General features: G+C 38.6%; 7 protein-coding genes. 2 read left to right on the forward strand and 5 right to left on the reverse strand.

What is annotated here, in order from left to right:
* Positions 1 to 265 (forward strand): hypothetical protein (locus JCM19034_RS23765; RefSeq protein ID WP_231687076.1); only part of this gene is annotated, 265 nt, incomplete at its 5' end.
* 156 nt (positions 266 to 421) lie between these two features.
* On the opposite strand, the gene JCM19034_RS20255 is transcribed toward JCM19034_RS23765, so the two are convergent.
* The 5 genes from JCM19034_RS20255 to JCM19034_RS20275 all read right to left on the reverse strand — a co-directional run bounded on the left by JCM19034_RS20255 (position 422) and on the right by JCM19034_RS20275 (position 4,404).
* Positions 422 to 925, reverse strand: coding sequence for an AraC family transcriptional regulator (locus JCM19034_RS20255; RefSeq protein ID WP_062052586.1), 504 nt, complete (start codon positions 923 to 925; stop codon positions 422 to 424).
* Positions 926 to 1,001: 76 nt separating this feature from the next.
* On the reverse strand, positions 1,002 to 1,301 hold the full coding sequence (locus JCM19034_RS20260) for a hypothetical protein (RefSeq protein ID WP_062052587.1): 300 nt from the start codon (positions 1,299 to 1,301) through the stop codon (positions 1,002 to 1,004).
* Positions 1,288 to 1,899, reverse strand: coding sequence for a response regulator (locus JCM19034_RS20265; protein WP_082394294.1), 612 nt, complete (start codon positions 1,897 to 1,899; stop codon positions 1,288 to 1,290). Before JCM19034_RS20265 ends, JCM19034_RS20260 begins: the two co-directional genes overlap by 14 nt.
* Positions 1,900 to 1,999: 100 nt before the next feature.
* Positions 2,000 to 3,406: a histidine kinase gene (locus JCM19034_RS20270; protein WP_062052589.1), complete on the reverse strand. Its 1,407-nt coding sequence runs from the start codon at positions 3,404 to 3,406 to the stop codon at positions 2,000 to 2,002.
* Positions 3,403 to 4,404: a sugar-binding protein gene (locus tag JCM19034_RS20275; RefSeq protein WP_062052590.1), complete on the reverse strand. Its 1,002-nt coding sequence runs from the start codon at positions 4,402 to 4,404 to the stop codon at positions 3,403 to 3,405. Before JCM19034_RS20275 ends, JCM19034_RS20270 begins: the two co-directional genes overlap by 4 nt.
* A 373-nt stretch (positions 4,405 to 4,777) precedes the next feature.
* Between JCM19034_RS20275 and JCM19034_RS20280 the strand changes: the two genes are divergently transcribed.
* Positions 4,778 to 7,763: fibronectin type III domain-containing protein (locus JCM19034_RS20280; protein ID WP_197276470.1), on the forward strand; the 2,986-nt coding region annotated here is incomplete at its 3' end.

Genomic DNA, 7,763 nt, shown 5'->3' on the forward strand with positions numbered 1-7,763 from the left:
CAAACTTGCACCTATTCCCCTTTTGATGCAGTTTCGCGTCACTTTTCTCCTCAAACTTGCACCTATTCGCCTTTTGATGCAGTTTCGCGTCACTTTTCTCCTCAAACTTGCACCTATTCGCCTTTTGATGCGTTTTCGCGGTGCTTTTCTCCCCAAACTTGCACCTATTCGCCTTTTGGTACGGTTTCGCGTCACTTTTCTCCTCAAACTTGCACCTATTCCCCTTTTGGTACGGTTTCGCAAACTTGCACCAAACATCCTGTAGTTTAGCTATGCTTGATCATGCTGCCCCTATAAATCTCATCGGTCTGATGAGGTCCCACTAAACTAAATAGCAAAAATCTAAAGTGTCCAAGCGTACATAAAAAAGTGCCTCTAAAGGTTAACTGCATACCTTTTGAGACACTTACCTCTACATTATTCACAATTGATACTTGCTTCGGTATTCACGCGGACTTAATCCTGTTTCTTTTTTAAACACGCGACTAAAATAATTAGGATCTTTATATCCGATCGTTAATGCAATTTCTTTAAGTGGCGTTTTCCCATCTAACAGCAAGTCTTTTGCCTTTTGTAATCTTCTATTCGTCAAATATTCAATAAAGGTTACCTGATAGCGCTCTTTAAACAGCTTACTTAAATAATACGAGCTGAGGCCGATTTTTTCAGCTACTTCTTCAAGGGTCACTCCTTTATCATAATTCGTATCAAGATATTCCTTCGCATGCAAAAGCAAACTTTCTACACCACTTGCCCGCCACTCTCCTAACCGATCAACGATCATCATCAAATGTACTTTCGCCCTTTCCTTTATTTGCATGGATGTATCTAGTTGCTCAAAGTTCATTTGCACATTTTCATCAAAGCCAAACTCTTTTAACGTACGTGTTAATACAATAAAGAAATTCTCCATCGCCTTTCGCATCAATTCTACCTTCTGATTTGAAGCTTGATAAATGAGCTGGAAGTATCTATCAAATAGCTGTAACGCTTGTTGACTGTCACCTTTTTTTTACAGCTTTGACAAGCTCCTTTTCTACTTCAAATGGAATCAGCTCTTTTCGTTGTTGCTTCAAATCGCTGCTGTAGACCATATACGATGCACTTCCATGCTGATAGACTAATTCCAACGCATGGATCGCCTCCTCATAGGAATGTGAAAATTTCGTTATATCTGAAACAACTGACCCGATTCCAGCAACTACTTTGCATCGATCTAATTGTTTTTGCACTTGATGAATAATCGAACCTGTGACATCCTGTCTCCAGTTCTCGTGACTATTTTCTTCATTTATGATCATAAAGTGGTACTTGAAATCCCGTTAACGGTCCAACGAGAGCCGGATCGTCTTTTTCATGAATCGTCTTTTTCAAAACTTTGTACCACGTACTTTTTTCATGGCGGTCAGGTTGAAGCTCATTTGAGTCAAACGAAAAGACTACGACAAAACCGTGCTTCTGATCAATATCGAACCACTCACTCCACTCTTCTTGATCAAACTCATGAACGTGATCAAGCATTAGCGAAACGATAACTTCCATTTCCATAAAAGAACCGAACCTTTCCAATCGTTGATTCAGCTCGATTACTTCGCTTCCTTGCTTTTTTTCCTGTTCAATTTCTTCAACCATCCGGTCGAAAGCTTCGAGCACTTCTGAGACTTTACTAGGCTTTAATAAATACTCTTTTATTCCAAACTTCATCGCTTGGCGAGCGTACTCAAACATATCAAAGGCAGATACCATAATACATTTAACGTTAGGAAGGGTAGCTAGAATTTGTTCCACTGCTTGCAGGCCATCTAAGCGCGGCATTTTAATATCAATAAAAATTAAATCAGGATTTTTTTCTATTGCAAGATTAACAGCTTCTTGGCCATTTTCTGCTTCGGCAACAATTGTAAATCCTAAGCGATTTTTGAAAGCATGAGCTTGAGTCCTTCCCGTTCAAGTACCTCATCATCTACTAGCATGACCTTGATCAATGTCTGTCTCCTTTCTATCGCTTCGTTATATAAATCTTCACGGTCGTTCCTTTACCATGCATAGATTCAATATCAATGTGACTTTCCTTATCAAACAACGTAAGGCGATTGATCACATTCCTCATCCCAATCCCCGTTGAATGACCCGAGCCTTTCTTGGCAGGCGAACGTGTATCCAACAGGCGATCAATCGTTTCCTGATCCATCCCGACGCCATTATCCTTAATCTCAATACAAACCATCCCGTTTACTTCCTTAATTATTAACACAATATGAGCACCTTCACTCATTTCTTCAATACCATGCATAAAGGCGTTTTCAATAATTGGCTGTAATGTTAAACAAGGAATTGGCGTTGATAAACACTCTGGTTCAATCTCCTCCTCAAAAGTTACACGATCACCAAAACGTGTTTTTTGGATAAAAAAGTATTCCTTCACAATTTTGACTTCATCTTTCAATAACGTTTCCCGATCAAGGTTCCCGATGTTATAACGGAGCAATGCTGACACCGAGGAGATCAAATCACTCGTACGCTCTGCCCCTTCTATATAAGCGGTTTTAGAAATCGAATTAAGCGTATTAAATAGAAAATGAGGGTTAATTTGATTTTGTAAGCTTTTCAGCTCCATTTCCTTCAACAACTGTGCCAGTCGTGCTTTTTCTTCAATTTCTGTTACCGATTGATGAATGTTTTGCTTCATTTCATTAAATGTTTTCGTTAAGAACCATAGCTCATCCTTTCTTGATACAACTACATCTTCGCCCGAGTAGTTCCCAGCAGAAATACGTTGTGCAGCTTTCGTTAAACGTCCAATCGTTCGTGTAATCCCATCAGAAAACCATAAAGCAAATAAAACGCTAACAATAATAATCGAAAGGATGATCATTGTCCACATTTTCTCTGTATTTGAGATCATATCCTCTGTTATGACAGAAAGCTCTTTATAATCGGTTAATTCGTCATTAATTAATTCTAGCGTTTGCTCGTGGATATAGCTGGCGGTTATGTCTGCTTCGTTTAACGACAGTGAATATTGCTGTATATCCTGTCGATTTACGCCTTCGATCGTCGCATCTGACTGTTCCAGAAAGCTACTTAACATATTCAAATAATTTTTCTTCGTTATTCCATCCAGTTCATTGATGGCAAATTCATGCTGCAACCGTAAGAGCTGTCGTTTATCATCCTCATAATACGTAAGATTTTGCGGCAACGGTTCGTGTACATATATTTGTAAAGATTGAAAGGTTTGAGTCGTCATTCTTGTTATTTCATTAAGGAGAAAAAGTTGTTCAACACTCTCATCATATAGCTCCATAACCCTTTGATTACTTTGTTCTCGAATAAAAAAGACAACGACAATTAACACGAGCAGAGCGACAAAATAAATCAATAGCTTTGTACGAATTTTGATCATAACAAATCACCTGTTTCACTCTTCCAGCTGTCTAAGTTTCCGAGGCGTATGATCGAAGCATCTGTATGGAACATATCTTCCATTCGGTTTCCTGCAATGATCTCTAGCATGATTTCAATACTTTTATATCCCATCTCAAACGGTTGCTGTTCAATGATGGCATCTAACTCACCTGTTTCGAGTAATTGAATGTTTTCCTCCAATGGGTCAAATGTCATTACATAAAGGTCATCCAGCTTATTAAGCTTTTTCGCAGCGGCTACAATCCCAATGCCATCCCAAGAGCTTGTCCCAATCATCGCTGTAATATCCCCGTGCTCTGATAGCATTGTGTACGCCTTTTCCTCCGCTTCGACTCTTGTAATGTTCGACTCCTCTACTGCTACAACGTTAATACCCTCAACATCCTCTAGGGCATCTTGAAATCCTTGTACACGCAACTGATGATGAGCATTTTCAAAGCTTCCTGTAATAATACCAACCGTGGCATATCCATTCGTATCCTCAATTAACGCTTCCCCAGCTAATTGACCAGCTACATAATTGTCAGTTCCAATATAAACTTCACGTAAACTATCTGGAGCATCTGTATCAATTGTTATAACAGGAATGCCCTCACTTACTGCACGATTAATTAACGGCGTAAATTCTTCATTCAAAGCTTGTACAATTATGCCATCAACTTTCGCCTTAATTGCCATATCTAACAGCTTAAGCTGCTCATCCGGATTTGATCGGCTAGGCCCTTTATATTCTACAAAAACATCATAGTGATCCTCCGTTTGTTTTGCTCCCTCCCCAACCAAACGCCAATAATCGTGGTTCATCTCTTCCCCAATTAAAACAAAATGATATGTTGGCAGCGTAAAATCTATAGAAATCTCATCATTAATTCTATGTTCATAATCTTGTACTAGTTTATAAAAGAAAACAGAAAATACAATCGCTATTACTAGCAGTGATAGTAATATCCAATAGTGAATTGACTTTTGAAGCATAGTATCCTCCTAACCGTTACAAATTCCTTCAATTAGTTCTTCAATTGTTACGAGCTTCTACATGCTTTCAAGAGAAGCTAAAAACGTGTCTACATAAATATGATACAAATTATTATTATACACAAACGTCATCAAATCGTAACACTCATTTTTTCACGATCTCATTTTCCTACACAATTACTTAGGAAACAGTAAATATTATTAATACCTATTTTCTTACTATATAGACGATAAATACCTATAAATTAAACTTAAACAATGTAAGCTAATCATAAATATATCATTACACTTTAGTAACAAAATCCTTTTTCGCCGTTACATTTGGGATAATGATCACGGTTATACCTACATAATAGGAAAAGGAGTGAGAAGGTTGAACAAACAGAAATTATGGATCTATATAGTAGTACTAGCTATGCTCATGAATATGTTTGGTCCAATAGGAGTAACATTTAGTGCATCTGAGGATGTTGAGAATAATGAGTTGGACGAGCCTTATATTATCATTGAAGATTTTGAGGATGGTGCTGACTTGTGGTCTGTATCAGGTGCACGTTATAACTCTATCAACTTATCAATAGTTTCAAAGGAGGAAGGACCTGTACGATTTGGTAACCAATCACTTAAAGTTGATTATGATTTCCTTGGCCAGCAAGGTACTTCTGGCGTCTATGCTGGTAAAGAAATCGCTATCCCTGGTCATCCTGAAAAGATTGGGATGTGGGTTTATGGTGATGGTCATAGTCATTGGCTACGTGGACAACTTCGCGATGCAAACAATCAAGCATTTAATATCGATTTTACAGGCGATTATCCTAATGGAGTGACATGGGAAGGGTGGAAGTATGTTGAAGCATCTGTCCCTACTACTTGGGAAGCACCATTTAAATTAGAATTACCTGTTCGTTACATGGCAACTAACGATCAAGGTAAGTCAAAAGGGACAATCTATATCGACCAAATCCGAGCGGTTTACGGGCCTACTGATGAGGATTTAATTAACCCAAGCTTAGATTATTTTGAACCTAAAAATGAAGAGATCGCTTATAAAAACCAGCCAGAAATTAGTGTCATTGCTACAGATAATGACGGCGGTTCTGGCATTGATTCAGATCGAATCTACATGAAAATAGATGGAAACGATGTAATTCCAAACTATGATCCTGAAACTGGAAAAGTCAGCTATATTCCAGAACACCCTTTAGCGGAAGGCTATCATACTGCTTGGGTTGAGGTTTTTGATAATGCAGGTAATCATACATTTTCAACTTGGACATTTCACGTTTCAACTGGTGGACCAGAATTCAATTTTGTTGGTGATGAAGAAGTATATGCAGGAGGCTCTTTTGATCTAATACTGACGATGAGCCAGATTTCACAAATTACAGGTGCTTCTTCAACCATTACTTATGATGACCAATTATTAGAATTTGTTAACGTATCTTTTCCTGAAAAAATATTAGATTCGGTTTTAATAAGTAATACAGAGATAAACGGTCAAATTGAATTAGAATGGGAAAACCTAGAGACCTTAGATCTCGACGAAAATGAAGTGGTAGCAATCCTTACCTTCCAATTAGGACTTGATGCGACTGGTGAAGTAGCAATTAACTTTGAGGAAGGATCAATTACTTACTTAGATGAAGAAATAGGAACTCTCCCATTTTATATGACACCATTTCAAGCTCCAATTCTGCAACCTTTAGTATTGACTATCGAAGGAACATCTGTCGACACCCCTAGTAAATTAACGGTTACAAACCGAAATGGAGAGCCAATAGAAGGGGCAAATATTTCAATTACAAACGGACAAAAGTTTTTGAGAACCACAAATGATACTTACATTTATCAAGGAGGCAGCGGTGTAGCCGGCGATAAACTACAAGAAGTAGCTGCTGGAAGCTATTTTGCTTATGCGAACGATCCGTCTAGCACATTTGATTATTATCGTATCTTTATGCCTAATGGTCAACAACGCTATTTCCATATCCCAGCTGAAGATGCAGAAGTCATCAATTGGGGTGAAACAGTTGGCCAAACAGATGAAAATGGAGAAATTCATACTGATTTAGTGACATTATCGCAAATCACACTTGCGTTACAAGCAAGTAAAGATGAATTAGTCAGTCAAGTATTAACGGTAAATGTAGTCCCACAATTAGCAGACCATACACCAAAAAATATCCTTTTAACATGGAGTGATGATCCAAAAACGACCCAACACATTTCATGGCAAACGGGAACGGCTATAAAGGATTCTATTGTAGAAGTTCGCACACAAGATGGAGATAAAGTTGACGTTTTTGAAGGGACAAACAAATTGTTTGCAGATCCAATTGGGGAAATGCGTATTCACCGTGTAACGGTAGATCATTTACAACCTGGTACCACCTATCAGTACCGAGTTGGAGACGGAACAGAAGAAGGCTGGAGTGAATTTAGTAGTTTCACAACGGAAGCTCTTGAGAGCGAGCCTTTCAGTTTCCTTTTTGCTACTGATACTCAAGCAACCAATGAGGCAGGTTTTGCATTATGGACGAAGCTTTATGAGGCAGGTATCACTCATAATCCAAACACGAAATTTGTATTACATGCAGGTGACATTGTTGAAAACGGGAACTTTTTAAGAGAGTGGGATTATTTCCTTGCGGCTTCCCAAGGGATTTCAACTAAAATGCCGATTATGCCAGTACTCGGAAATCACGATGTTTATGGAGATGGCGAATTAACATTTAAAAGTTTATTTACACTAGCTCAAAATGGGCCAAATGGGAAAGAGGGCTATGTCTATTCCTTCGAATACGGAGATGCACTATTTATCATGCTCAATTCGGAATTTGGAGTACAAGACATGCGTGAACAGCAAGATTGGATTCGTGAACAAGTAGAAGGAACTGAAAAAGAGTGGGTGATTAGTATGTTCCACCGTTCCCCATACTCTAGTAATCCATTAACCGGTCGTGATGCAACAGCTGAAACATTCTCACCTATTTTAGAAGAGCTTGGAGTAGATTTAGTCTTAACAGGTCACGACCATGCCTATATGCGTTCCCATTTAATCAAAAATGGTCAGGTTCAAAAAGATGGACCAGGAACACAGTATATCATTGGTGGGTCTGCTGGACCAAAGTTTTACCCTGGCGAGCAATATGATTATGTCAACGTATTGTTTGAAGATAACATTCAAGTGATTACATCTTTCACTGTCGACGGTAACGAAATTCGCGGAGAAGCCATTACAATTGACGGTGAAGTAATTGATTCATTTACTTTAACGAAACAAGTTGAAGAAGAGCCGGTTGATCCTGAACTTCCGGGTGAGCTGCCTCTTGAGCCGACTGATCCTCAGCTTCCAGGTG

The sequence above is a fragment of the Bacillus sp. JCM 19034 genome (assembly GCF_001310635.1).
Taxonomy (GTDB): domain Bacteria; phylum Bacillota; class Bacilli; order Bacillales; family Bacillaceae_D; genus Halalkalibacter.